Raw genomic sequence first — 25,064 nt, forward strand, 5'->3', positions numbered from 1 at the left:
AAAGTCCATTATTGGCTTTTTGCTCCACGGAAAGGGAAAAGCGTCGTTTTCCCTTTCCTTACAAATCAATGACTTGCGGAGTAAGTCATTGATTTGGGCACCCCGCGCGGGGCGCATTGATGACTTTTTGCGAAGTCATCAACCTTAGTCCGTTAAGTTGTCCCCTGCGTTCCCTGCGACTCTCTTGTCCGCCATAGCTGATCGTCTGGCGTCCGCGACGGCGGAAGTGAGTTACGCCTACGGTGTGACGAACGAGCGTGAGAGAGCTTTTTTTGAGATCTGAGATCTGAGATCTGAACACCCACGCACACACTGGATTGACCCCAAATCTTCTACCCTTCTGAAATACTCATTTTTTTGTGGTAAATTAAACTGTGGAGGGGGCAGAAATATAAATGACCATAACGAGATTTTTGCAGGCCAATTGTAACTCACCCTCGACCCTCAACCCGTTAAGGCCCACATGGTCGCCCGCCAGATACGGCACCCTCCCCGGAAGCAATACTCTACTCCCCGCGACAGGAAAAACCCTGTCCACAGGGATTATGTATGAGCATTACAAGGAGAAACAGAACCGATGACCCCGGAAGAGAGAAAAGGGGACCTGAAGGAGCTCGAACTCCTCGAGGAGATCCACAATACCGAGGAGGAGATCGACCTGTTCCTGAAACAGAAGGAGCTGGAAGCCCAGCAGGTCCTTGAGGACGCCCGGCGCCAGGCCCAGGAGGTCCGGACAGAGGCGGAAAGGGATGCCCTCCGCGAGCTGGACCACAGGAAGAAAAGCCTGATCCTGGAGGCCGAACAGGAGGCTGGGAGGATCATCGCGGGAGGAACCGAAAACGTCCGGCGTGAACGGGAGGCCTTCGAGAATAAAAGATCGCAGATCGTCCATGAGATCCTGGACCACCTTCTGGGGGGAGAAAAATGATCACATCCATGGTCAAGGTCACTTTCATGGGGCCCAGAAGGCTCCTCATGGGAGTCCTGGACCTCGTCCACTCCCTGGGTGTGGTACACCTCGAACCGTACCCCATTACCGACAACCGCCTCGAGTACATCAACTTCCCGGCAGATAGCGATGAGAAGGCCGGCCTCAGGAAACAGATAGTCGACCTGCTGGAGAGTGTGGATCGCCTGCTCGTCTCCCTCAAGGCCCCGGCAACGCCATCCACGGCTCCCGCATGGCTGTTCGCCCGCCATATCTCCAGACAGGACCTGGTAGAGGCCATAAGATCAGCCGACGAAGAGATAAGCCCCATCTATACGCAGATCATCGAACTTGGCGACGAGCTGACCATGCTCCACCGCTACGAGAGGGTCCTGGCAGCCCTCTACCCCCTGCTGGAGGAGGCCACCGAGGTCCAGAACCTGGAGCTCATGGGGATCATCCTTGAGAGGAGAAGGACCGGAATCCTGCCGCTGATGGAAAAGGAGCTCGACCAGATAACCGGCGGGCGGTCCAGGCTTTTTACAGGCCCTATGGACAGGGAGAACATGGCGGCCATCATCGCCTACCCTCCGGAAAGAGAGGCGATGATCCGCAGGCTCCTGGGCGAGGAGAGCATCGCCAAGATCCGCCTGCCCACCGAATATGAGGACCGCCCCCTGGCCACGACCCTCCGCCTCCTGATCAGGCGGCAGAAAGAGCTGCCGGTACAGATCCGGGAACTTTCCGACAGTCTGGCTCTCATTTCCACCGTCCGTTACGGCGCCCTTTGCCGGATACGGGAGATCCTTCGCGAGCGCCTGGATGAATTCCGGACCATGGCTTTGGGCGCTCACAGCCGTCACACCTTTTTCCTCAGGGGATGGATCCCGGAGGAGAAGGTCCAGAACATGCTCGGTACGGTGAAGAGCAGCTACAACGACGAGGTCCTCGTTCAGGCCGTTCCCGCCCGGTTCGACGAGCACGCCAAGGTCCCGGTCCAGCTCAGCAACCCCCCCTTCGTCAGGATATTCGAACCCCTGGTGAGCCTGCTGGCTCTTCCCAGGTACGGGAGCCTGGATCCGACCCCCTTCATGGCCTTCTTCTTTCCCCTCTTCTTCGGTTTCATCCTCGGCGACATCGCTTACGGCATTGTCCTCCTGGGGCTGTCGGCATGGACCTTCAGGCGCTTCGGGGACCGTCCGCTCGTGCGGAGCTTTTCCGCGATCTTCATGCTGAGCGGGGTCTCCACGGTGGTATTCGGTCTGCTTTTCGGGGAGTTCCTCGGGAACCTGGGCCAGCAGTGGGGGCTCCACCCGGTCCTGATGGACAGGGCCAGGCTGTTCATACCCCTCCTCCTGATCGTCGTGGGGCTGGGACTGACCCACATCATGCTCGGACTCCTGTTGAACCTGATCGTGTCTGTCCGCCAGGGGCAGCGCAGGCACTGGATCTCAGCCCTGGCCAACATGATGAGCCTTGCAGGCCTGGTGGCCGTCATCGTCTCGACAGCGGGATTCCTTCCGAGGGGCGGCCATATCGGCCTCTTCCTCCTGCTGCTGGGTATCCCCCTGCTCCTTTTCAACGAAGGGCTCATGGGGCCACTGGAACTTCTCAAGACCTTCGGAAACGTCCTTTCCTACGTCCGGCTCATGGCCATCGGCATCTCATCGGTGGTCCTCGCCCAGGTAGCGAACATGATCGGGGGCACCACAGAATCCCTGGCCGTAGGCGTCTTCCTGGCCCTGATCTTTCACACCCTCAACTTCGCGCTGGGAGTTTTCTCCCCGACGATCCACTCCCTGCGTCTGCACTACGTGGAGTTTTTCAGCAAGTTCTACCAGCCGGGCGGAAGGCCATACAAACCTTTCAAACGGCACCGGACGCTATGACCGATCGACACCCGGGTCGTTGGGTTTCCGGATGAACCCGGGGTTTTCCAAGGGGACGAGCGGAGAAAAGCCCTGAAGCGCATTAAGGCGCGTTCCCCGCTCCCCCGACCTTGCCAGCGGCGCCTGAGGCACCGCAAGAAAGGGAGACAGCCATGTCCGATTCAGTTCTGATCGCCTTCGCAGCAGCCCTCGCTATCGGCCTTCCGGCCCTGGCCACGGGGTGGGCGCAATCCCGCATCGGCTCAGCGGGCGCGGGAGCCCTGGCGGAAAAACCGGAGATAAGCGGAACGGTGATCATCCTCCTCGCCATACCGGAAACCATGGTCATCCTCGGTTTCGTCGTCGCGTTCCTCATCATCGTGATGCTCAAATGACCGGCCCGGGTTCATTATCTTCAGGCGGGGACCAGCTGAGCGAGAGTCTCTGGCAGGACGCCCGGAGAGAAGCCGAAGGCAACCTTCAAAGGGCGCGGGCAGAGGCCCTCAAGCTCGTGGAGGGCGCCGAGGCCTTCCTGGAGCGGCAACTGGAACTGGTCTCCGAAAAGGCCAGGGAGGAGACGACTCCCATGGTTGCCAGGATCCTCAACAAGGCCCGTGGCGAGGCGGAGAAAGTCACGCTCGAGGCGAGGTACGCGCTCCTGGAGAAATGTTATGAGGAAGCCGGGCGCATGGTCGCGGAAGACAGCGCCATCCTGGCCTCCGTGCGCTCCTGCCTGGATTCTACGCTTCGGCAGGCCGTCGCGGGGCTCGACACTCCCGGCGACACGTTGATCCTCGTGAACCCGGATGACGTGGACACGTCGCGGTCGATCCTCCAGGAGATGGGCCTGGACATCCGCGTCGACGGGCTCGAGGAGATTCTGGGCGGGGTCCTGGTAAGGATCGATGGCGGGTCAAGGCTCATCGACAACACGGTCACCGGACGCCTCGGAGCCCTGCGGGAAGCGCCCCCGGTGCGGATACTGAGCCTCCTGAACCCGGACGCCGTGGACGGCCTGGGGGCTGGCGAAAAACCAGCCGGGGAAGGACCCTGAGAATGACCCGGGAGATCGATTATCTCAATGCCCGGATAAGGGGTATGAGCGGGCAGCTGCTCCCGGAGGAGCGGATCAGGGCCCTGCTGGCCGCGACAACCCCCGAGATCTGGTCCGCCGCCCTTAGGGACACACCCTACGCGCCCTATCTTGGCGCCGGTACCGACACCGACATCAGGTTCCTGTACCGTGCCGTGGACGCGGCCATCGCGGTCAGGACGCACCGGCTGGACCGGATCGCGGCGGGACGACCGGCTGAGGCGGTGAGGGTATGCCTGGCTGAATGGGACCTGCACAACCTTCTCGCCCTGGCCAGCGGCCTGCACCACAGCGCAAGCCCCAGCGACATCCTGGACGGAACACTCGCCGGTGGCATCCTGGATCCCGGACAGCTCGAAGCCCTCGCCCATTGCAGAAATACAAAGGAAGCGTCCGATCTTCTGGCAATCTGGCGATTCCCTTACCACAGGGTCTTCAGGCAGGCCGTGGGACCCGGCAAGGGCAGGTTTCTCGGGCAAAAGCGGCTCGAGCTCGTGCGCTCGTACACTGACGCCCTTGTCCAAAACGCCAGGGAAACCAGTTACGGGGTGCTGACGCGGTTTCTCCGGGACAGGATCGACCAGACCAACATGATGACAGCGCTCATGTGGCGAACCCTCCCCTCGGATCGCGACCTGGCCGAGTTTCACCTCGGGGGTGGGGCCTCTTTGAACCTGAAGATCTTCAGGTCCGTTCTCGCGGCCGAAACCTACCAGGACGCTGTGTCGGAGCTGCCCGCGGGATGGATGAGGAAAAGCCTGCGGGAGGCGGCCCTGGACCCGGACCTGGATGAACGGGCCTCCGCGCTACAGCAGGCCATGGAGGCGGAACTCGTCCACCGGTACAGCAGGCCCCTGGCCAGGGACCCCATGGGCATCGGGCTTCTCCTGGCCTACATTCTGCGCCTGCATAGGGAGGGCACCAGGCTCAAGCTGACATTGACACGCCTGGTCTTCCATATCCCCGGGGAACTTTTCGTCCAGATGGCTGGTCATGTCTGAGATCCTCTTTATAGGCGAGCCGGAAGTCATCGAGGGGTTCGGGCTGACGGGGGCCGACATCGAACCGGAAAGCGACCCCGCCCGGGTCCAGTGGCTGGTGGAGGAACTGCTGCGGTCCAAAGAAACCGGGATCGTGGTGATAACGGAAAACCTCTACGAACAGATCCCTGAGAAGGTGCGGACCCGCGCCGAAGCCAGCGGCCGCCCTCTCTTCGTGACTCTCCCTCGGCCCGCCGGCCTGGAAGACTGGGCCGAGAAGGAGGACCTCGTATCGCGGGTCATCCGCAGGACCATCGGGTACAGGATGAAGATCAGGAGATAGAATCAGGAATCAGTAATGAGGAATTGGGGATAAGGAATGGGGGATAGGAAATCTGAAATCCTGGATCTTGAAGCTTGAATATGGGGATTGTCATGGGAGAGGGTGGATCGATCTACAGAATTTCCGGCTCCACGGTGGAGATCGTCGGTCTCAGCGGCGCCAGGATGTACGACGTGGCCCGGGTCGGCCACCTGGGGATCCTGGGAGAGGTTATCCGCATCCAGGGGGACCGGACCACCATCCAGGTCTATGAGGACACATCCGGGCTGAGCGTTGGGGAGCCCGTCACCTGTATTGACGAACCCCTCATGGTCGAACTGGGCCCGGGCCTTCTCGGCAACGCCTTCGATGGCATCCAGCGCCCCCTCGAATCCCTTTGGAAGGCCGAGGGGGATTTTATCCTCCGCGGCACCCATGTATATCGCCTGGACAGGGAGACTGCCTGGGAGTTCACTCCGGTCGCGTCCAGGGGGGACGAGGTGGCCCAAGGCGACGTCATCGGCACCGTTCCGGAGAAGGGGACGATCGTCCACAGGATCCTCGTTCCGCCGGGCCTCCGGGGACGCCTGACGGAGATCGAGCCGGGCTCTTTCCGGGTCAAGGACACCGTGGCCATCCTGGATGACGGAAGGGGCGGGCAGATTCCCCTGACCCTCACTCAGAAGTGGCCGGTACGCATCCCCCGCCCCTACATGGAAAAGACCCCCCCGGACAGGCCGTTCCTCACCGGGCAGCGGGTCCTGGACACCCTTTTTCCCATAGCCCTGGGCGGCACGGCCATCGTTCCCGGAGGGTTCGGGACCGGCAAGACGGTGCTGGAGCAGACCCTTGGCAAGTACGCCCGCGCCGATATCATCTTCTACGTCGGATGCGGTGAGCGGGGCAACGAGATGACGGAGGTCCTCACCGAGTTCCCCCGGCTGGAGGACCCGCAGACCGGGCGTTCCCTCATGGAGAGGACCGTCCTTATTGTCAACACCTCCAACATGCCCGTCGCCGCCCGGGAAGCGTCCATCTACACCGGGGTCACCATGGCCGAGTACTTTCGGGACATGGGCTACCACGTCGCGCTCATGGCCGACTCCACGTCCCGGTGGGCCGAGGCCCTGCGGGAAATTTCCAGCCGCCTGGAGGAGATGCCGGGCGAGGAAGGGTACCCCACCTACATGGGAACAAGGCTGGCAGGGTTCTACGAGCGGGCCGGTCACGTCAGGGCTCTTGGCAGTGATGAACGCACAGGTTCGGTCACCATCGTCAGCGCGGTGTCGCCGCCGGGCGGTGATTTTTCCGAGCCTGTCACCCAGGGCTCCATGCGCGTCGCGGGCGGGCTCTGGGCCCTGGACACCTCCCTGGCTCAAAGGCGCCACTTCCCTGCCATCAGCTGGACCCGGAGTTACTCCCTGTACGGCCAGATGCTTGCGCCGTGGTTCAGCCGAGAGGTGGCTGAAGACTGGTCGACGATGAAGGATCGTTTAAACCGCATCCTCGAACGGGAAAAAGAGGTCCAGGAGATGGTCCAGCTGGTAGGGGAGGACGCCATACCCGACAATGAAAGGGTCCTTCTCCTCGGGGCCAGGCTCATTCGGGAAAATTTCCTCAGGCAGAACTCTTTCAGCCCGGTGGACGCCCATTGCTCGCTGCAAAAGCAGTACTGGATGCTCAGGGCGTTCCTGGAGGGCCACGAGATCATCCTCGCGGCCCTGGGCACGGAAATCCCTATCGAGAATCTTGTGGAGCTGGCAGCCATCGGAGAGCTTGCCCGCCTGAGCGAACAGCCCGACCAGAGTTTCCCCGAGGCTTACCGGCAGGTCCTGGCCGCGCTGCGTCAGGAGATCGAGTCCCTGGCAGAAGGGCTCCGACAGCAAAGAGAACGGTTCGGAAAGGAGAAAAATAGTGGACCCTCTGATGATTAGGAGATCACGAGGCCTGACCGGCATATCGGGTCCCCTCGTCACCATGTCCGCGGAACCTGGTACCTTCCTGGGACAGATGGTCCAGCTCGTCACTGCTGACGGGCTTACGCGGTACGGGCAGGTGCTGGAGCTCTCCAAAAGGACCACCACCGCCCAACTGTTCGAGACCACCCAGGGCATCGACACGAGGGAGACCTGGGTTACGTACCTGCCCAGGACGGCCAGCGTGAGGCTCTCGAAAAAGATGCTCGGCCGCCGATTCTCAGGGTCCGGGGTACCCATGGACGGGATACCCTCTCCCCTGCCCGAGGCCGAGGCCGAGATCATCGGGGCTCCCATAAACCCCATAGCCCGGGACAAACCCTCGGATTTCATCCAGACGGGCATATCGGCCATCGACCTGCTCAACACCCTCGTGCGAGGCCAGAAATTGCCGATCTTTTCGGGTTCCGGCCTCCCTTCCAACGAACTGGCGGTCCAGATCGTGAAACAGGCCACTGTTCCAGGGGAAGAGGAGGGGTTCGCTATCGTCTTCGCAGCCATGGGGATCACTCACCGGGACGCCGCCTATTTCATCGACGCCTTCCAGTCCACCGGGGCCATGGACAGGACCGTGGTCTTCCTTAACCTCGCCTCGGACCCGACCATCGAAAGGCTGCTGACCCCGCGAGTGGCCCTGTCGGCCGCCGAACACCTGGCCTTTGCCCATGGCATGCACGTGCTGGTGGTCCTGACCGATATGGCCAACTACTGCGAGGCGCTACGGGAGATCGGCAACGCCCGCGAGGAGATCCCCGGCAGGAGGGGATATCCCGGTTACATGTACACGGACCTCGCGGGGATCTACGAGCGTGCCGGCCGTATCCGCGGCCGCGGCGGCAGCGTCACCCAGATCCCTATCCTCTCCATGCCGGACGACGACATCACCCACCCCATCGCGGACCTGACAGGGTATATCACCGAGGGACAGATCGTTCTCTCCCGGGAACTGCACCGGAAAGGGATCTTTCCTCCCATCGACGTTCTGCCAAGCCTGTCACGCCTTATGAACCTGGGGATCGGAGAAGCCAAAACGCGCCCCGACCACAGGAACGTAGCCGACCAGGTCTACGCCTTTTACGCGAGGGGAAGAGACCTGAGACGGATGGAAGCGGTCGTGGGTGAGGACGCCATGACTACAGAGGACCAGCGGTTCCTGGCCTTCGCGAGGGAGTTCGAGGATACCTATTTAAACCAGGGCAGCAGGGGCCGCACGGTCGCCGAATCCCTCGCGCTTGTCTGGCGCCTGTTCCGGGAGTTTCCCTCCTCGGACCTTACGAGGATAGACCGTCGCTGGCTGGATCTTTATCACCCGTCGGCCCAAAGGAATGGCCGCGAAGAGGAGCCGGAATGAGCGCACCGGCCACCAGGACGAACCTCATGGAGTTCAGGGCGAGAAAACAGCTGGTCCTTGCGGGGGTCGATCTGCTCAAGAGCAAGAGGGAGGCGCTCATAAGGGATTTTTTTCGCATCGTTGATACCATCATGAACAGCAGGGAGGTCATGGCGCGGGACGTTCTGAAATCCATGACCATGGCCGGGCTGGCCAGATCTTTCGCGGGCAGCCAGGGAATGAGCGCCGCAGCCCTCTCGGCCAGGAGACAGATCCCCATAAGCCTCCGTGAGGTCAACATCTGGGGGATCCGCATTCCGGAGATCCATTTTACCTCCCTCAGGAGGACGCCCGAGGCGAGGGGGATGCTTCCCATGGACACCTCCCCCTACATCCTCGAAACAGCGGAAAAATACGAAAAACTCCTCGAGACGCTGCTGCGAACCGCAAGCGAGGAAATAAGACTCAAGAGGCTCGGGGAAGAGATCCGCAAAGTCAGTCGCCGGATCAACGCCCTGGACCAGACAGTCATCCCTTCCCTTACCAACCGCATACACGCCATACAGGAGACCCTCCAGGAGAGGGAACGGGAGGATATATTCCGCCTCAAGCACATAAAGCACCTAAGAACCGGGGAACCCGGCCAGTGGCAGGATCATCGCGAGTAAGGACGTGATCGAGGCGGACCGGAGGGCAGCACCGCTATTGGGCACGATCCGGAGAACATTGGGCACCTGGCTTCGGCAAGGTAGAACGTATAGGTAGTTCAAGATTCAGATCTTCCTGGAAATGATTACCTCCAAATGAGACCTGCATTCCTGAAACAGATAGCTGCCATTCCCAGCGCCGATGAATTTCTTCTCTCGCCCGTTCCCTACGGTCACTAAAGACGCAAAGGAAGCCCGGAAGTTCAAAACACCTTCAAGATCTTTTCTCCTCACAAGAGCCGGTGATTCCGTCCAAACCTGGGTGAAAGTAAACTTTCATCCAGATACGGGCGGGACAAACGAGCGAGAGACAGATCTCTTCCTGTTTAATATAATTATTCCTTTACTCAGGCACCCGTTTACCGGAAGAACCCATAATTCAAAAAAAAGAACCCGCTCCGTATCCTGAATCCTGAATTCAAGATATAGCGGATGAAATTTCATATTGCTTTCAGAAAGGAATGCCAAATGTCTGAACCCAACCACACTGGCAGCTGCCTCTGCGGAGCCGTGCGCTACGAGATACACAGCGAACTCGCAGGTGTCGCCTGCTGTCACTGCTCCAAGTGCCGTACTTTCCACGGCCATTTCGCCGCCTACGTCCTCACGACAGTGGATGATCTGAAGATCATCGAAGACAGCGGTCTGAAGTGGTTCCGTTCCATCACGGACGAGACCCCCAGCGTCTACAGAGGGTTCTGCAGCGATTGCGGTTCCTCCCTGTTCTGGGATCCCCGGGGAGAAGACAGGATCGCCGTCGCGGCCGGCTCCCTGGATGAACCGACTGGCCTTAAAACGCTGGGACACTCCTGGATCAGCCAGAAGGGGGATTACTACGAGATCAACGACGATCTGCCCAGGTTTATTGAAGGGTGGGGAAAGAAATGAGCAATAGTTCCACCAAGGGAGAGGAACCAGGCCCTTATATTTCCCCATAGCCTTAAACTGTTACCGATACTATTTCCGTTACCTGGTTTCACTTGCCCCTGGCCCGGGCCCTTCTCCATCCAGACCAGGCTTAAAAAACACCGGGAAGTACGCCGAGATGTCAGCCATGCAGATGAAGGGATATCAGCTGTGGGAAAAACAGGTAAACCTCCGTGGTGGGCTCACCGGACGCCAGGTAGAGATCATCATCCAGGATGACAGGAGCGAGGGGCCCATCGCTCCTGGCCTCTACGAGGAGATGCTGAGCAGCCAGGAGGTAGATCTCGTTTTCGGTCCATACTCCAGCACCATCACTGCTGCCATCCTCCCCGCGGCTCAACGGCACGGCTATCCCGTCCTGATAGGTGGCGCCTCTTCGGACAAGCTATGGGCCCAGGGGCACGACAACGTTTTCGGGGTTTATACACCGGCCAGCCGGTACACGGTGGGAACCAAACCCGGACCTGGCTTTTCCCGGGTCACGCCAGTTCCTGGAGGATTTCAAAGCCGCCTACTCAACTGTTCCCTCCTGCCACGCCGCAACCGCCTATGCCTCCGGGGTCATCCTTGAGAAAGCAGTCCGCAAGGCGGGAGGTCTCGACAGGAAAGGGATCAATGAAGCCCTGTCCACCCTGGACACAATGAGCCTTATCGGGCGTTAAGGGGTGGATCGCACCGGCATGCAGATCCGACAGTTCCCCGTGATCATTCAGTGGCAAAAGGGCCGCAAGGAGATCATCTGGCCCGAGGAACTCCACCCATCAGATCCCGTGTTCGGAAAGAGGGACCATGAGTGACAGACACCGTTTCAGCAACAGCCTGAACATCCGGATCATCTTGCCGGTGGTCCTGTTGGTGCTGTTCATGTGGCTGGGGTTCAATATGTCCGTATTCAAAACGGTAGAACAGTTCCAGACCGACAGGATCGAAGAGGATATAAAGTGGGCATCCCGGTTCACCTACAGCATCATCAACGAAAACCTCTACAATCTGATCCGCTCGGAGAGCCGGAGTAACACAAGATACTTAGGGAGGAGAACCGCCTCGTGCTGGACGGCGGCGTGTCTCTGGAGTTCGTAAAGAACATTGAGCTCGGGCGTGAGGAAAATACACTGGGGCAGGCTTCCCACAACGGGCGGGATTATTATTTCTACCACTACGAATTTGAGCCGTGGGGCTGGCACATCGTCCTGCTCAAGGATGTTTCTTCCTACTCAGCCATCCTGGAAAGGGAACGGAATATTCAGCTGGGCACAGGCATGGTGGTCCTGCTGGCTGCCCTCCTGCTTTACTTCTCCCTGCGTTGGAATATTCACCGCCCTCTCCGGCAGATCGTTAAATCACTTTCCGAACAGGGGCCGCTCCAGTACACGGGGGTGGATGAGTTTGAATACCTGAGTAGCAGCATCGGGTCCATTGTGTCATCCCTGGAAGAAAGAGAGCAGTTTCTCGCCAGCGTTTTCGACAGCATCCAGGACGGTATCAGCATACTGGACGCAGACCTGAACGTGGTGCGAGTCAACAGGACCATGGAGCAGTGGTACCGGCACATCCCCTCTCTGGTGGGTAAAAAGTGTTACGAGGTTTACCACGGAAGGGACTCCGAGTGCGACAACTGCCCTAGCATAAGAACTCTGAAAACGGGGCGATCGGCGGTGGAACTGGTCCCCAGGCTCTCCACCGGGGAACTTAAACCTGGCCTGCTGTCAGCCAGGGTCATCACATCACCGACCCGGCACCCGGATGATCTACAAAGAGAGTCAGAACCGCGTCATCACCATGGCGCTGATCCACGAAGACCTTTATCAGTCTTCAGATCTTTCCAGTGTAGACCTCGGGGCTATATCAAGAACCTGGCGGCGAACCTTTTCAGCTCTTACAAGGTCGGACATGATCGGGTAAGGCTTGAACTGCAGGTGGAACACACCAATATGGTGATAGATACAGCCATTCCGTGCGGGATTATCATCAACGAACTCATATCCAACGCCCTGGAACACGGATTCCCCGATGACCGCGAAGGAACTGTCACCGTCCGCTTCCGTTCCATAGAGGAGAAGGACTACTACTACCTGGAGGTGTCTGACGACGGCATCGGCCTGCCCCCTGAGGTGGACATTAGCAGCACCACGACTCTCGGGATGCAGCTGGTGAAGGTGATCGTGGAACAGCTGGCCGGCACGCTGGAGGTGGACAGGGAACATGGGCTTTCCTACAAGATCTACTTTTCGGAGTACCTGGAGGCAGGTACTATTCTTTATTGAACTTAGAAGAGTGTGATCCGTGATCCGTGAACAGTATAGTCTATGTTCTGCGTTCTGGGTTCTGCATTATATTTTTTTCGCTCAGTCGCTCAGTCGCCAGGTCGAAAGAATTATTCCACCTTCCACCTTCCTGCTCCTGCTTCCCCCCCCCCGCACCGCCCTACCGCAGGGCGTTGATCATCTCGTCGAGCTTGGCCAGGAACCGGGAGCGAAACTTTTTATCCATGGGAGGCGGTCCGCCGGTGATCTCGCCTGTCTGACGCAGGTGATCCTTCAGTGCCCGCATGGCAAGGGCGTCCCCGATGGCCGCTTCTGTGAACTCTTCCCCCCTGGTGCCCAGAACTCTGGCGCCAGCATCGATACAGCGGGCTGCCAGGGGAATGTCACCGGTGACAACGATATCCCCCGGTCCGGCACGGTCTGCGATCCAGTCATCGGCAGCATCAAAATTACCGGGGACCACCTCCAGGGTCACCCGGTCGTTGTGGGGTGTTCTCATCCAGCTGTTGGCAACCACACAGACCGGCACAGAGTAACGGTCAGCTACTTTATAGGTCTCCTCCTTGACGGGACATGCATCAGCATCGATATAGATCATTTTCCTTCCTTGCAAGGTTTCAAATGAAGCATGATGGACGGGCTAAAAACCACCAAGCAGGCTAAAGACGTAGGGTATCTCCTGAAGTATGGGGCACCCCTCCGCCCACTCAAAGACCTTATTTTCTTCGCTTCTTTTCTCCGTGTCACCGTGTCACCGTGTCTTCTAATTATCTTTCCCCCATTTCGTCCTCAGCCGGGTCAACTCTGTATCGTCACACTCCCTGATTATGGAGTGCAGCCAGGTACCCTCTTTTTTGGTGGACTGAAGGGCAACAACCAGCTGGTCCCCCGCGATGGTCTCCCCTTTGAAAACAGCCTCAATGGAGAAAGGGAGGACCCCCTTCTCGATCCCCGGCAAAACAGAATCCAGTGCCCACTGGATGTAGAACACGTGGTTGACGTGCCTGTACATGTCCAGGCAGCTGGAAGGGACAGTGAAGGGGTCACCCCTGCGGGGTGAGTCCGCGGGTGGAATGTGCTCGATACCCTCTTCGATAGCCCTTCTGTCCAGGACAGGAAGGTCCGGGAGAGCCTTATCGTTGGTTACAGGGCGTCTCTTCACCGCGTCAATGAGCGCCCAGGATGTCGTCGCAGCGGCAATGGGGCCCCCATCAGCATCCAGAACTTCAAAATCCCGCAGGTAAAACCGTTTCTGACGGCCCGGGTACCAGGTGTTGACGGTGACCTTTTCACCTGCTTGAGGATACCTGCTTACCTTTAAACGATAGCCTACCAGAACCCAGAGAAGGTCCTTTTCCAGCAGGTCCTGGATTGACACTCCCAGCTCCCGCATGTGGGAGTCGGCCGTCTCCCCAAGGTAGTCCAGCAATGTCCGCACGTGGGCCGCCTGGTAGGGACCCAACTCATAGTTGCGAACAGTGTAAACCTGAGAGTAAATTTTCTCCATGAGGTTCCTCCCTTGCCGGAAATGAATATAGCATAAAGGTTTGGGAGTTAGGGGATCCGGGGTCTTGAAAGGGAAGTGCGTGGGGTCGGAACATGAACAGATGCCAGGAGCGTTCATTCCTCGATCATGACTCCCCGCAGTTCCCCGGCATCCTTGAAAACCTTCCAGCGGTCTGGCCCAACATCTCTGAAAGCTCGCTCCAGCCGTTTCTTTGACATGTCGCTGTCCTGAACGTTCCTGATGAAAATTCGGACAACCTGGTCAGAGTGGGACCTTGCGATCTGGCCGTAGACCTCGGGGTCCTTTTCGCCCGAATCCCCTACCAGGATGAACCGCCTGCCGGGATAATGGGACAATATGGATTCGATGATTGGGATCTTGGTCTCCTCCGGTGAGGCGAAGAGGTTGAAAAAGGTCCGGTCCTTTATCCTGAAGCTCCTCAGGGTAAAGCTGCCGGGGGGGAACCCTTCGCTGGACATGAAGTCCGCGAGAGGAGGGTAAAGCTGCCAGGGAGAGGCGGACACGTAGTGGAAGACCGCCCCCTCTTTGGCCCAGCTTTGGTAGACTTCCGGCATCCCCGGAACCGATTGAAACTCTTTCAGGAAAGTGTTTTCCAAAAGCTCTTCCTTATCCAGGACCCCGCTTATCTTGATCGTGTCGTCAAGATCCGATATCACCGACAGGCCCCTGGGAGGGATCAACTGAACCCGTCCCTCTCGCTTCCTGCCGCCTGATATTCTCGAAACGACCTCAAAAGGAAGCCAGCTTCCTTCCTGATGCCTGGCCGTTCTGTCCCGGTCTATCTCCACTGTCTGCCCGAAATGGCCTTCCGGCCCCGACGAGAGGGTCGTGAAAGCGAGGCCGGCAGATCGAAGGTCATAGGTCTTTCCGCGCTCATTGTCCACGAGGAACATTCTTGCCCTGCTGCGGAATATCTCATCATCGACCCAGTCCGGTCGAAGTTCCAGCCATTGGAGGAGCGTCTCCACAAAGACGGACCTCCAGATGGAGTCCTCCTCGGGCTCGAACACCCATCCGTGGACAGGGATGACCCAACGATTGCTTTCGGGGTTCAAGTAAGCGGCGGTGGGAAAAAAAATGACCTCTTCGTCAGCCTTGAGGTCTGATGCCCCGGCCGGCGAAAGCATGGGAAAGAGGCCCAGGGCAAAAACCGCGGACAGCAACACCGCAATGGGCAGCACACGAAATAAATGTTCGGATCTTTTCATCAACTTTAGCTTATATCAGTCATCCCCTCAGATATGCTACATTTCATAATCCCATACAGGGAAATCTTTACCTGGGAAAGGAACGATCCATGGCGATCAATCCGGAAGGCCTGATTCCCATCATTGGCGGGGTGTTCGCCTGGCTCATGGCGACCGGCCGATACAACCCGCCAAAGGACCCCTTTAAGGGGGAAGCGTAGCGGGTTGTGTGGGGACCGAAACTGAAGATCCTGGCACCCATCGTCATTATATTCGGCATGGCCCAGTTGTTGGGGTTTCTGTAAAATTCAGATCTCAGACCCTATACCCTGGACACTATTTTTGGGAGGCAACAATGGAAGTAAAAGACAGCAACGGAAACATTCTCAACGATGGAGATTCGGTTCAGGTGATCAAGGACCTGAAGGTTAAGGGTTCTTCCACCACCCTCAAGAGGGGACAGGTGTTTAAGAACATCCGCCTCACTTCCAAAAGCGGGGAGATCGAGTGCGGCAGCGGGAAAAGCACTGTCGTCCTGAAGACCGAATTTTGTAAAAAAGTCTGATGAAGAGTCCTGGTCCTGATCATAGCCCTTGGAAAACACTCAAGCCACGAGGTTAAGTTTCAGGCACCAGGTCCCACTTCCCACATTTCCAAAGGAGGAGATCATGCCGGTGATCATTTTTGAAGCGGGGAATAAGATGACCCTGGAAAAGAAGAGGGAGCTTATCCGGGAGTTGACGGATGCCGCCGTCAGGGTCACCGGGCTCGGCGCGCCTGCCTTTACCGTCTATATCCACGAGAACCCACACGACAACATCGGTGTGGGTGGAGAGCTGCTCACTGAGATCCTTGCCAGGAGGGACTGACGACTCGTTGCCTCCCACAGTAACCGGTAGCAAGTAACGAATTACAAGGGAGGGCTTTTTTCTACCTTTCGGCAAGGTCCTTGTCCTTGTCCTGGAATGCTCTTATACGTCAGCACTTTCAGGAAATAAGATCGAAATTCAAGCTCTGATTCCAGGTCCAGGCACCGGATCAAGGTCACCTTTTCCTTTTCCACTCCCTCCTTTCTCCTTTTTTTTTGCTATACTTTAATTGTAACGCTTGCCCCAGACACTGTCTAACAGACAATAGAAATTAAATGTAGGGTTCTGAGGGTAAGACGTTACCGGACGGCCGGTATCTCCGGCCGTTCGTTACGCACTACTCAAATAGCAACCTTACCGGCAGGACGCACCTGTCGCTGCTACACTTTCCAAAAGCTTACTGTTTCCTGAAATTACCGGATCACACTCCCTGACTATGTGAACGGAGACTTGACATGATCTCAAAGCCTTTGCGGGCTGCTTTCCTCGAACCGAAACCCCCGAACCCCCATATTTTTTCCCTTTACGCCCTTCCGCGACTGGGGGGAGTGCTTCTGGCCACCCTGCTTCACCAAAAGGGGTGGGATGTCCAGGTGTTTGTGGAAGAGGTGGACGAAATCGATTTTGACCAGTTGCTCAAGGCTGATCTCGTGGGCATTTCAACCATCACATCCACGGCTCCCAGAGCCTACGCTATGGCCGACGAGATCCGCAAGGCCGGGATCCCCGTTGTTCTGGGGGGCCCACACGTTTCTTTTTTGCCGGATGAAGGGCTCGAACACGCAGACATGGTGGTCCGGGGTGAGGGCGAAGTTCCGATCCTGGCGCTGGCTCAGTCTTTTGAGGGTGATCACGACATTTCCCAGGTGCCAGGCCTTTCCTGGCAAATAAACGGCCGAACAGTCCATAACCCTCTTCCCGAAAAACTGGTAGATCTGGACGACCTTCCTCCACCCGATCTTTCCCTGATCCATGGCTACAAAAAAATGAACTCCCTGGCCAGCAGGGTCATCCCCATCCAGACAACCAGAGGGTGTCCCTACAACTGCGATTTTTGTTCGGTCACCGAAATGTTCGGCCAGAAACTGCGCAAGCGCAGCCCGGAAAAGATCGTCAGGGAACTTGCAGAATACCGCCGCCTGGGCAGGTTGGCCTTTATCTATGACGACAACTTCACCGCGGACAAAACCCATGCCCGGGAGATCTGCAGACTCATCATCGAAGCTGATCTGGACATGGACTGGAGCACCCAGGTGAGGCTGGAAACCGCCCGTGACACGGAGCTCCTGAAGCTCATGCACCGGGCCGGATGCAGGACCGTTTTTATCGGGTTCGAATCAGTGAACCAGGAAGCCCTCACCAAGACCAACAAGTCCCAGTCGGTGGATGAAATGGCTGGCGCTGTCAGGGCCTTTCGCAAGGCCCACATCAATGTCCACGGAATGTTCATATACGGCCTGGACTCCGAAGGACCTTTAGACTTCGACGCAACGCTGCAGTTCGCCATGAGAACACCCATCACCACTGCCCAGTTTCTCATCCTGACACCCTTCCCGGGAACCGAACAGCTGGAGCGCTTAACCCGGGAAGACCGGATCCTCCTCACCGACTGGAGCCTATACGACGGGCACCATGTCGTGTTCGCCCCCAGGCTGATCAGCCCCCCACAGCTCCAGAATGAACAGGTGCGGTCACACTGGCGATTTTACTCCTGGCCACGAAGTCTGGTTAACCTGTTAAAATTAAAGTTCATGCGCACGGCGGTCTTTCTTTACGCAAGGCGCATCAACGCGCGGTGGCACCGGCAGAACCGTTTCTATCTGCAGGCGTTAAAACTCTTTTCCAAAAGCGGGTCTTTTGCTTTCAGCCCTGACTCAAAACAGCGGCATTCTGATATCCATCAGGCCATGGAAAAGGCGCGAATTAGATTGGAAAGTGAGGGAACATAGGTATCAGAGGAGGAGCCGTGTATTATAAAAAGTACATAGTTCAGTTGCCTCTCGCCACCTTTCGTCGGCTCTTCCTTTCCTTTTGTTGACCTGGGTCATATCTATCCGGCTGCCCTCCACCTATAATTGAATCGAAAATGAGGAGATCAGCAACAAGCGTATTAATTGACAATAAAGGAGGCACAGCAATGAAGATCACTAAAGTAGCGGACGCACCAGTTCACCCGAACCCTCACGGAGTTGACGCACGGAAATTGTACGACACCGAGCACGCCCAGGCTGTCGTCCTCACCCTGGAGCCGGGTCAACAGCTTAAAAAGCACATCACTCCTGTGGATGCGATATTTTTCGTCCTCGAGGGCCGGGGGACCGTAGAAGTTGGCGATGAAAAGGTGGAGGTGGGTCCGGATACGCTCATAGACAGCCCGGCGAACATTGCTCACTGCTGGTACAATGAAGGTGATGTGACCCTGCGTGTCCTCGTGGTAAAGGTGCCCAGGCAGGAGGGGCCGAGCAAAATGCTTTAACACGGTGAATGGTGATTCGTGGTTAGTGAGGGGTCTAAACCATCACGGAATCCGGGTCCAACAACAAAATTATCCTCAAACCTCCTGACGATAGCTCTATTTTACCGGCCACATTGCGAGGCCGGTTTCAGCATCAAACTCGCGCCTGAGAGGTTCGCCTGGCAGTTCAATGATGTAGTATTCCGCGGCAAAGATCCTCGTGCCGGGCATCAGGTGTCCGCCATAACAGCGGCCCTGTTCATCAGCCAGGGTAGCGTGCGCATGTAAAAAGACTTCGCCGTCCCTGAGGGAAACGCTGCCCGTACAGGAGACGATCTCGAGACCTTTTTCCAGGCTGAAGCATTCCATGTATTCCCGTTCATCCTGTCTGTAATATCCCAGGACACCGGAGGACACAGCCCCTATCACCGACAACCACCCGAACTGGATGTTCTCATTCAGGCAAACCGTTGTCAGTGAACCGAGAAGGTCACCTTCAAAGGGAAGCCTGCCCATGAATATCCTTCCATGATCTGCGCGCAATTTCCTGACTCCTCCTGGTCGTTGTTCAAATCCACTCCTGTGGTCCTGGCACCGCTCTGCGAACCGTGCACCTGCCCCTCGCAAGCTTCAGGGGAAAACAGAATACCCATGTGAAATTGAAGGGTCAAGGCGTGCATAGTGCGCTTCCGGGCGACCGGTGGGTTTCGACGGATAAAGCAGCCGACAAGGGTTTCGATTACCGAGGTCCAAGGGCCACAACAGTCAGGTGGGTTCATCCTCTCCGAACAGCTCCGGTCTTTTCTCTTCGAGCATACTGAAAAACTCCGGCAAACCGGCAAGGTAAGAGTGGAGCCTGACCTTCCCATATCCCCTGGTTTCCAGAACATGCCACTCGTATGATCCACACCATCTACAACTTGTAATAGAGTGCCACGGCACCTCCCTGGAGGGTCTCCAGGGGGAAGAAGTTAATAGCCCCCATACGCTGTAACGAATACGTACGAAGAAAGTCTCCAAAAGGAGAGCAAAGCACACAAGAGTGAAAAACAGGAAGGTCGCCAGCAGCAGGGTATTTGTGGACCGGTTTGGGATTGTGGAGTTAACGATGTATCCTCCCCACAGGAACCCTGTGGTCAGAATCAAACTGACCACCTTTAAATAAAATCCATACGCCAGGACACCATTATCTGCGGCCTTTAAGGAATCCCTTTGGGTTAGATATGCTTCAAAAAAGGCCAAAGCGAGAATGACAAACAGCACTGATACTATCTTGAGTACAACCATAAAATCGATATTATCACAGGAAGACGGGGTGCAGTTTCATTTCCCAGAATTCTTAAATTTCTCTGCGTTCCCTGCGTCTTTGCGAGAGACGCCTTTGTCGCTTTTAATGGGATTTTTCCTTATCCCCTTTATCCCCTTCATCCCTGTTGGATTTGAGACGTCAGCTCAGGTTAAAAAAAGTGAGGCTCGTTTGGCCGCGGCCTTGATATCGATCCCCTGACTGCAATCCACTGTGCACCCCTCGCAGTCGGCACAATTCTTTACCGCCGAGACTGCATCCACGGCCCTTTCCGCGGCGAGGCGCTGGTCCCGGTATCCCTCTGAATACATAGCGATACGGACGGCGTCCAGGCCTCCAGTGCCGTACCGGCACTGGTTAATACACTCTGAGCAGAAAGAACAGGCCCTCCCCTCAAGCTCCGTTCTGTAGGCATCGAGCCGAAGGAGGTCAGTGAGTCCCCCCTTTCCCATGATGGCAGCCAGATTTTCGTTCACCATCTTTTGACTTAACATTCCAGGAACCGCGATATGAACCCCCGGCTTTTCCACTACGAAGCGCAGGGCAGCCTGGTGGGGTGTAAACTCTGGCACAGAACCGTTCCGGTATCCGCCGTTCTGGGTTTTCATGGCGACGATACCCACCCCCGCAGCCGCCGCCTCTTCGATAGCCTCGAAAAGGTCAGGCGGAGAACGGAAGTTGACCGCCACCAGAACGGCATCATAGAACCCATCCTCCATCACCGCCTTTAGAACCTCCACCTGATTGCTATGTGTAGTAACGGCTGTAAACCGGAATTTGCCATCGTCCTTCATAGCCTGCATGATCTGCTGGACATCCTTCCGGATGATCTGGCTCCTGGAGGACATGCCGTGAAGCTGCATGAGGTCCACCCTCTCCACTCCCAGAGAAGCCAGGCTGCGGTCCACCGAACTTCTCATCCGCTCCTCTCTGGAGATATGAACCTTGGTGGCGATGACCAAACGATCTCTGATGCCTGAAATGGCTTGTCCCACGATCTTCTCGTTCCGACCTCCCATATAGCAGCCTGCCGTGTCGATATAGTTGATCCCCCCATCAAGACCGTGGCGAATGGCAACGGGATCCGAACACTGCATCGCTCCATATCCCAGGACCGATACCGCAAGTCCGGTCCTGCCCAGAACCCTCATCGGCATTTCCCGGGGCTGAGCCGCGAGGGCTTGTCCCGGAATGAGGCCGGCGGCAAGGGATGCTATTGTGCCTTTGAGAAGATCGCGGCGTTTCAAGAGCATGGGTTACTCCTATGACAATCTGAGATCTCAGATTTCAGAAAGGCTAAAAGAAATGAACGTAGAATAGTAAGGATGAATTAAGAGTGCCAATTTTTGCTATAATCCTCGCTATTCTGTTTAATATAAATATTCCTATAACTTCTGGGAGAATCAGTTCCTTCTTTTGAGATTTAAGATCAAGGGCAGCTGATAGCTGCCCTTTACCGTTCCCCCACCTTCCTTAGAACCTCCTTTAGGTAGGCGGCGGCTTTCTGAGTGCCTGCCCTGGTCCAACTCACCGCGCTGCCCAGTATCAGGACGGTAGGTACGTCTTGTTTCCTCAAGCTTGCAGCATGGTCCTCGGCATCAGAGCCAGATGGAAGGAAATGTAAAAAACAGACCCCACCGTCCGGGCCGATCCAGGTGTACCCCGGCCCCGCCTCAAGATCATAGTCCACATGCTCCGGGTGGTAACTGACCTCGCAGGGCTTTCTGGCCAGTTTTTTTAAACGTGAGACGGTTGCGGGCAGCGGCTCCGGTGCAGGTAGACCCCTTGAAAGCTCCAGCAGGAAATCCCCGACAAGGAGCTCCCCCTTACTATCTTCTCCATCAGTCTCGAAATCGATCCTCATGAAGTACCGTCCCAACATGGCGTAGGAGGTAAAACCCCCGGAAAGGACCGTGGCCCCGGAAGCGCTGTACTCATCACCGTCACATCCGGCGTAAAGACTGTAGAGCCCGAATGCGTTCACAGGGACACCCATGTCCAGGATATCCACAGACAGGTAGGCTCCCTCTTCGGTCTCATAGGAGGCGTAGACAAGAAGGAGGGCCCCGTAACGCTTTAACAGCTCCGCTTCGCCGTTAACGTGTTCGTATATGTTGTCCGGAGACCAGGTTTTGGGCTCTGCCACCATGGCCAAGGCAGGGTTCGACCCGAAGGAGCCGGGCAGGGCAGGAGGTTCGGCAGCAAAACCGATATCCGGGCAGAAGAGTACAGCAAGAAGAAGGAGAGCCGGAAAAATTCGCATAAAGGTAATTGTAATGGTTTTCGATTGTTACTTCAACAGGTGGAAGCAGTGAACCGTGATCCGTGAAGCGAAAAGTCCCGGATTGGACTTTTTGCGACTCTATCAAGGTTTAAGATTTAAGATTCCAAGTTCCAGGTTTTCCTCAACGCATTCCGCACTGTCTTTCCTATACAAGACAGCCGCCTGAATAAAGGCGGCTGTCTATTAGTTCTTCCTTATTTTCCCCTGTTTAAAAACGGGGAAGATCGTGACCCTTCGAAGGCTAATCTGCCCCTAGTGGTACGAGGTTCGTCTCAAAAACAGCAGAGTCGTCCCCGGCATCGAAGGCGAAGGTTCCGCCGGTGGGGGTATAGGCAAAGGAGGCCGAAGCGCCATCGGCCGTCAGCGTGACCGATCCGTCATCCGGCCAGCCGTAACAGTTAACTGGGTTGCTGGTGCCTCGGCAGTAAGAAGGCGCATCCAGGGCATCTCGGTACCAGGTCAGTGAAACATCGAAATCCACGCATCCGTACACATAAACCTTAACATCCCCTTCCGCACAATAAGTTCCTGAGGAAATGAAGGTGGCCGTTGAAAGGTCCCAGGCGTGATTTTGACTAAAATTCATCAGGGCCTGAGTATATCGGTTAACAGTGGTATTACTGTAACTGTAAAAGTAATCCATGGCGTAATCTGCTGAGATCGTATCTTCGAAGGAGGTGGCGCCAACTGTTGAATCAAAGGCGTCACTCATGCTGCTGGAGACAAATCCGGACTGGAGCCTCTCCTCCTGACGGGTGGTTGGCTAGGCGTCTCCCTGACGAATAAAGAGATCGCCATAGTTTAAATAGTAGGCTGAGCTGCGGCTAATTGGGCGGCCAACGGGCCTGGTCATTCCCGGACCGATATCCACCAACGGGAGGATGGTGGGTACAGAGTACGGGATTCCGTCTGTGGTTATAGTTAACGAGGAAGATCGGTATATTGATCCGCGCCCTGCCTGCAGAGATTCCAACGCGAATGGGTCTGAAATGGCGAGAGATGCCGCCCTCGGTTCACTTAAGGCGACCAGGTCTATTCCGCCCGGCCTTTCACTATAGTAAATATATGCACCTGCCGAATCGGCGAAATCGTTAAAGCTCAGTGATTGAACTGTGGATGTGTTATATGAAGTCTCATCCCAGCTGGCCGAATAGGATCCCGAGTAGGTGAACGACCCTCCGTCCCCACCCTCACCGGAGTCGCTGGTGCTGAAGGAGGTACTGCCAAGGGAAGCCACCCTTACTCCTCCGCCAAACCGCGATACCAACTGGCCGATGTCCCCGAGAAAATAAACAGTAAAAAGGTTTTTCCTTTCATCCTCGATCTCCCATTCACGCCAAAGCAAAATAATTATCCGAGGCTGCCCTCGGGATACCAATCCAGATGCGCAGTATGCCTGACGGCGAAAGTCCGCACTAGGAACAAGCCGAACAAACCGACAGACCCAAGACTCAGGGTTAACCCCGTGAAACCCTGTGTACTCTTCTATGAGTAGGCTCCGATCGCTTTTAGTGTACCTGACCTTTCTCCGGGATTTATATTTTTAACAGCGATCCTTTGCGATGCAGTCTTCCAATTGGCTGCCCTGGCGGCCCTCTGCGTTAAAACTTTAATCTCTTTTGTGTAAACCGAGATCGCTTCACATGGGCAACGGTTCGCGATGACAGAGCGAACTGGATTTCGGATCAGCACGCCTAAGGCGTGATATGCGGAATGGGGTTGATTGAAGTTTTACCTGGAAACATAGATACCTGGATACGGGTTTTTGCCTGGCTCGTGCCTTTCCGCACCATGCAAACCGCACGGCTCCTGGGTGCTGGCTCCTGGGTACTGCTCTTAAAACGCTCCCCCAAATACAAAGTAGATCGAATGCTCATCCTTCGCCCACGCGAAGTCAAGGCGCACCTTGCCTATATGGTCGGGTGGGAGAGTCATACGCAACCCACCACCATAGGATGTTTCCGGGGACTGGAAAGAGTGATCGGTCGCCTCTCCCACTTCGGCGAAAGCTGCCCCACTGAAGATCCCGAACAGGCTCTGGCGAACCTCCCCTTGCACAACGTACATACTGTCACCCCTGAACCGGTTCGCGGAAAACCCTCTCAACTCGTAGGGCCCTCCCAGCCAATACCGGTACTGATAGCTGGGCTCACCCCACGACCCTGCCAGATGCACTCTCCCCGCTAACACCGTCCCGGGTGCTGGCGAGTAGTAGACACGGCTATCCACGTCAGCCTGGAAGAAGGTGTCGCTGCCCTGAAAGGTGGACAGGTAGTCAAAAACATACCTGATCGTCAGGTTGTGAAAAGTACCTGACGCCGGGCTGAGCTCACTGTCCCTGGAATCGTAAAACAGGCACATACCCAGATCGAGGGTTGCCTCCCTGTACTCGGGCGGAGCCAGGTCGTTTCCAATGACATCCCCTGGAATTGTGCCCCTGTACTCCAGAAACGGTCCAAAGGAGATCTTGTTTTTGTCAACAAACTTTAGAAAATATCTGGCCTGGTGAACGGTCCCTTCAAGATCTATCCTCTTTGAAGGATCGGAGTCCATCCCTTCGCCGTAGTAGGGCCTGGTAAAATCATCAACATCCAGCTCCAGATGAAAATAGGTGTCTTCTGTGACCCATTTTTTCAGGTTCAACACGACACTGTATTCACCCTCCGTGGAAAAAGCCAGAATGGTCTCGAAATTGTATCGGGGGGGCAGTTCACGTTCCAGGAAGACGGCTCCACCATAGATCATTCCAAATGTCGGCTCGTAGGCGACAATGGGCGACAGGGACACACCGATGCCCTCCCGAAGAGGGGCAAGCTCCCCATACTCCCCGAGCTCCTGTTCCATTCCGGTGTTATCAGCACTAAACCCCGATCCAGGATACGCCAGCAGGACAGTGAACAGGAACACCCCTGTCAAAACGATTGGCCTTGCGATTACCTTCGTCCCCCTTGATTACGCACCGCCTGCTAGCCCGGCCTATTCACGAGGTTCTTTTCCGTTCTGTCTGCGTTGCTGTGTCGTTCCCTTGTGCGGAATACTA

At 56.6% G+C, this 25,064-nt stretch carries 28 protein-coding genes; 17 read left to right on the forward strand and 11 right to left on the reverse strand.

Annotation, left to right across the window (positions count from 1 at the left end; genetic code table 11):
• The first annotated feature begins 577 nt into the window (after positions 1-577).
• The 10 genes from P1S59_02035 to P1S59_02080 all read left to right on the forward strand — a co-directional run bounded on the left by P1S59_02035 (position 578) and on the right by P1S59_02080 (position 10,092).
• Positions 578-928, forward strand: a complete 351-nt coding sequence (locus P1S59_02035) for a hypothetical protein (protein MDF1525037.1) — start codon at positions 578-580, stop codon at positions 926-928.
• Complete coding sequence (locus P1S59_02040) at positions 925-2,817, forward strand: V-type ATPase 116kDa subunit family protein (GenBank protein ID MDF1525038.1); 1,893 nt, start codon at positions 925-927, stop codon at positions 2,815-2,817. The genes P1S59_02035 and P1S59_02040 overlap by 4 nt, the downstream gene beginning before the upstream one ends.
• Before the next feature lie 152 nt (positions 2,818-2,969).
• Entirely contained in the window at positions 2,970-3,191 is a 222-nt protein-coding gene (locus tag P1S59_02045) for an ATPase (GenBank protein ID MDF1525039.1), read from the forward strand.
• Positions 3,188-3,850: a V-type ATP synthase subunit E gene (locus P1S59_02050; GenBank protein MDF1525040.1), complete on the forward strand. Its 663-nt coding sequence runs from the start codon at positions 3,188-3,190 to the stop codon at positions 3,848-3,850. Before P1S59_02045 ends, P1S59_02050 begins: the two co-directional genes overlap by 4 nt.
• A gap of 2 nt (positions 3,851-3,852) precedes the next feature.
• Entirely contained in the window at positions 3,853-4,890 is a 1,038-nt protein-coding gene (locus tag P1S59_02055; GenBank protein ID MDF1525041.1) for a V-type ATPase subunit, read from the forward strand.
• Positions 4,883-5,212, forward strand: a complete 330-nt coding sequence (locus P1S59_02060; protein MDF1525042.1) for a V-type ATP synthase subunit F — start codon at positions 4,883-4,885, stop codon at positions 5,210-5,212. The genes P1S59_02055 and P1S59_02060 overlap by 8 nt, the downstream gene beginning before the upstream one ends.
• A gap of 80 nt (positions 5,213-5,292) precedes the next feature.
• A complete protein-coding gene (locus P1S59_02065; protein MDF1525043.1) occupies positions 5,293-7,125 on the forward strand; it encodes a V-type ATP synthase subunit A in 1,833 nt (610 codons plus the stop codon).
• Positions 7,118-8,518: a V-type ATP synthase subunit B gene (locus P1S59_02070; protein MDF1525044.1), complete on the forward strand. Its 1,401-nt coding sequence runs from the start codon at positions 7,118-7,120 to the stop codon at positions 8,516-8,518. Before P1S59_02065 ends, P1S59_02070 begins: the two co-directional genes overlap by 8 nt.
• Positions 8,515-9,165 (forward strand): V-type ATP synthase subunit D, encoded by a 651-nt coding sequence (locus P1S59_02075; protein MDF1525045.1) that lies wholly within the window; start codon positions 8,515-8,517, stop codon positions 9,163-9,165. The genes P1S59_02070 and P1S59_02075 overlap by 4 nt, the downstream gene beginning before the upstream one ends.
• A 507-nt stretch (positions 9,166-9,672) precedes the next feature.
• The gene (locus P1S59_02080) at positions 9,673-10,092 is read left to right on the forward strand and encodes a GFA family protein (protein MDF1525046.1); all 420 of its coding nucleotides are present in this window, start codon (positions 9,673-9,675) and stop codon (positions 10,090-10,092) included.
• A gap of 160 nt (positions 10,093-10,252) precedes the next feature.
• Here P1S59_02080 and P1S59_02085 read toward each other — a convergent pair whose 3' ends face one another.
• Positions 10,253-10,477 carry a hypothetical protein gene (locus tag P1S59_02085; GenBank protein MDF1525047.1) on the reverse strand — a complete coding sequence of 75 codons (225 nt, stop codon included), beginning with the start codon at positions 10,475-10,477 and terminating at the stop codon, positions 10,253-10,255.
• A 19-nt stretch (positions 10,478-10,496) separates the two neighbouring features.
• Between P1S59_02085 and P1S59_02090 the strand changes: the two genes are divergently transcribed.
• From P1S59_02090 to P1S59_02100, 3 genes are all read left to right on the forward strand, one after another.
• Complete coding sequence (locus P1S59_02090; GenBank protein MDF1525048.1) at positions 10,497-10,793, forward strand: ABC transporter substrate-binding protein; 297 nt, start codon at positions 10,497-10,499, stop codon at positions 10,791-10,793.
• Positions 10,794-10,920: 127 nt separating this feature from the next.
• Positions 10,921-11,211 (forward strand): hypothetical protein, encoded by a 291-nt coding sequence (locus P1S59_02095; GenBank protein ID MDF1525049.1) that lies wholly within the window; start codon positions 10,921-10,923, stop codon positions 11,209-11,211.
• On the forward strand, positions 11,178-12,395 hold the full coding sequence (locus tag P1S59_02100; protein ID MDF1525050.1) for an ATP-binding protein: 1,218 nt from the start codon (positions 11,178-11,180) through the stop codon (positions 12,393-12,395). The genes P1S59_02095 and P1S59_02100 overlap by 34 nt, the downstream gene beginning before the upstream one ends.
• Before the next feature lie 160 nt (positions 12,396-12,555).
• Here the strand turns inward: P1S59_02100 and P1S59_02105 are convergent, their stop codons facing one another.
• From P1S59_02105 to P1S59_02115, 3 genes are all read right to left on the reverse strand, one after another.
• A complete protein-coding gene (locus P1S59_02105) occupies positions 12,556-12,993 on the reverse strand; it encodes a YaiI/YqxD family protein (protein ID MDF1525051.1) in 438 nt (145 codons plus the stop codon).
• A gap of 165 nt (positions 12,994-13,158) precedes the next feature.
• A complete protein-coding gene (locus P1S59_02110; GenBank protein ID MDF1525052.1) occupies positions 13,159-13,902 on the reverse strand; it encodes a thioesterase in 744 nt (247 codons plus the stop codon).
• Positions 13,903-14,015: 113 nt separating this feature from the next.
• The gene (locus P1S59_02115) at positions 14,016-15,131 is read right to left on the reverse strand and encodes a DUF2183 domain-containing protein (GenBank protein ID MDF1525053.1); all 1,116 of its coding nucleotides are present in this window, start codon (positions 15,129-15,131) and stop codon (positions 14,016-14,018) included.
• 334 nt (positions 15,132-15,465) lie between these two features.
• Between P1S59_02115 and P1S59_02120 the strand changes: the two genes are divergently transcribed.
• The 4 genes from P1S59_02120 (at position 15,466) to P1S59_02135 (ending at position 18,455) form a co-directional block, all read left to right on the forward strand.
• Positions 15,466-15,675, forward strand: coding sequence for an alkylphosphonate utilization protein (locus P1S59_02120; protein MDF1525054.1), 210 nt, complete (start codon positions 15,466-15,468; stop codon positions 15,673-15,675).
• A 103-nt stretch (positions 15,676-15,778) separates the two neighbouring features.
• Entirely contained in the window at positions 15,779-15,979 is a 201-nt protein-coding gene (locus P1S59_02125) for a tautomerase family protein (protein MDF1525055.1), read from the forward strand.
• Positions 15,980-16,434: 455 nt separating this feature from the next.
• Positions 16,435-17,928 carry a radical SAM protein gene (locus tag P1S59_02130; GenBank protein MDF1525056.1) on the forward strand — a complete coding sequence of 498 codons (1,494 nt, stop codon included), beginning with the start codon at positions 16,435-16,437 and terminating at the stop codon, positions 17,926-17,928.
• Positions 17,929-18,116: 188 nt separating this feature from the next.
• On the forward strand, positions 18,117-18,455 hold the full coding sequence (locus P1S59_02135; GenBank protein ID MDF1525057.1) for a cupin domain-containing protein: 339 nt from the start codon (positions 18,117-18,119) through the stop codon (positions 18,453-18,455).
• 96 nt (positions 18,456-18,551) lie between these two features.
• Here the strand turns inward: P1S59_02135 and P1S59_02140 are convergent, their stop codons facing one another.
• The 7 genes from P1S59_02140 to P1S59_02170 form a co-directional block, all read right to left on the reverse strand.
• Positions 18,552-18,977, reverse strand: a complete 426-nt coding sequence (locus P1S59_02140; GenBank protein MDF1525058.1) for a DUF296 domain-containing protein — start codon at positions 18,975-18,977, stop codon at positions 18,552-18,554.
• 222 nt (positions 18,978-19,199) lie between these two features.
• Complete coding sequence (locus tag P1S59_02145; GenBank protein ID MDF1525059.1) at positions 19,200-19,580, reverse strand: hypothetical protein; 381 nt, start codon at positions 19,578-19,580, stop codon at positions 19,200-19,202.
• Positions 19,581-19,886: 306 nt separating this feature from the next.
• Positions 19,887-20,993: an aldo/keto reductase gene (locus tag P1S59_02150; protein MDF1525060.1), complete on the reverse strand. Its 1,107-nt coding sequence runs from the start codon at positions 20,991-20,993 to the stop codon at positions 19,887-19,889.
• Between the two features lie 200 nt (positions 20,994-21,193).
• A complete protein-coding gene (locus tag P1S59_02155; protein ID MDF1525061.1) occupies positions 21,194-22,003 on the reverse strand; it encodes a hypothetical protein in 810 nt (269 codons plus the stop codon).
• A gap of 262 nt (positions 22,004-22,265) precedes the next feature.
• Positions 22,266-22,736, reverse strand: coding sequence for a hypothetical protein (locus P1S59_02160; GenBank protein ID MDF1525062.1), 471 nt, complete (start codon positions 22,734-22,736; stop codon positions 22,266-22,268).
• A gap of 51 nt (positions 22,737-22,787) precedes the next feature.
• Positions 22,788-23,369: a hypothetical protein gene (locus P1S59_02165; GenBank protein MDF1525063.1), complete on the reverse strand. Its 582-nt coding sequence runs from the start codon at positions 23,367-23,369 to the stop codon at positions 22,788-22,790.
• 491 nt (positions 23,370-23,860) lie between these two features.
• A complete protein-coding gene (locus P1S59_02170) occupies positions 23,861-24,868 on the reverse strand; it encodes a BamA/TamA family outer membrane protein (protein ID MDF1525064.1) in 1,008 nt (335 codons plus the stop codon).
• Positions 24,869-25,064 lie beyond the last annotated feature (196 nt).

It is taken from the genome of bacterium (genome assembly GCA_029210965.1).
In the GTDB taxonomy this organism is placed as follows: domain Bacteria; phylum BMS3Abin14; class BMS3Abin14; order BMS3Abin14; family BMS3Abin14; genus JALHUC01.